Annotated in this window: 1 protein-coding gene; it reads left to right on the top strand. The window is 27.9% G+C overall.

Annotated elements, in window-relative coordinates; all coding sequences use genetic code 11:
- Window positions 1-293: 293 nt before the first annotated feature.
- On the top strand, window positions 294-839 hold the full coding sequence (locus ACFSQ0_RS07120; protein WP_379046223.1) for a hypothetical protein: 546 nt from the start codon (window positions 294-296) through the stop codon (window positions 837-839).
- Window positions 840-1057: the final 218 nt, after the last annotated feature.

Raw genomic sequence — 1057 nt, 5'->3', positions numbered from 1 at the left:
AGGATCTCAAGCTTTTCTTTTAAACTCCACTTCTTATATTTCATATTTCAAAGGTATTAATTGAAATTTAAAATATCACTCCGAACTATTAAGGGGCTAAAGTATGTTTATGGTTCCTCTCATTTTAAAGAAAATATAGATGGTACAATTAGACCGAAAACAACTAAAGAAATAAATATTCAGAAATTTGATGAAATTTTTGAAATACCACCAAGAAAAATAAAAACAAAAGGCTCTGGAAGCCGAAGATACTATATTGGATGTAACGTTTGGTAAAAAAAACTTTAAGATATATGACAGAGGAGACTGAAGAATATATAGCAAATTATAAACTAAAATATAAGCAAATAGAAAAGGATGATTTGGCTTCTCTATTTGAGAAATTCAATACGCTTTATCCAATGTTCAACCGATTATATAATGATGCTTTAAGAAATGAAAGTGTAAAAAATCAAAATTTAAAGAATTTTGGTGACTATAAAAAGGCAACCTTTTTTGTTAGAGATTATCTTGGTGCAGAGAATATTATTAAAGATTTAAAAAATGAAAATCAAAATAAATCGATAAATGAAATTGCGGATTTAATAAATAAAAATGTTTTTCATATCAACTTAAATGATGGACAAGGTCAAGAAAAAACTGATTTGGAATTAGCCACTAATCTTTTAAATGATGATGCAGAAATTAAAAGTAAAGCTGTGTTAAGTTTAATTTATAATGTCAGATGCAACATTGTACACGGACATAAGGACTTTCAGGAATATCAAAGACTTTTATTAGAACCGCTAATTGGAATTTTAAAAACCATTGTGAATTCATTAATAAATAAACTAAAATAACTGCATACAACAATGGCTATAAGTAATTGCTTGTTCTCGCCTACTTATGAAAATCCTCGCGGATTTTCAGTTTGGTGTGTACTTGTAAAGTTAAGTGCTAGACCACGCAACTACTCATAGGTACTGTGTTAAATAACAAGTAATTTAATTAAAATTTTTTAGTAAGTATTTTATGTTAAACCATAATGCTATCCTGCGCAGCAAGAGCTTTTGGTTCT

Source organism: Mesonia sediminis (assembly GCF_042684705.1).
In the GTDB taxonomy this organism is placed as follows: domain Bacteria; phylum Bacteroidota; class Bacteroidia; order Flavobacteriales; family Flavobacteriaceae; genus Mesonia; species Mesonia sediminis.
This window is presented reverse-complemented; position numbering and strand designations above follow the sequence as displayed.

Bases quoted from the DNA above. Each gene is read 5' to 3' on its own strand.
- ACFSQ0_RS07120 (WP_379046223.1), top strand. From the start codon at position 294: ATGACAGAGGAGACTGAAGAATATATAGCAAATTATAAACTAAAATAT.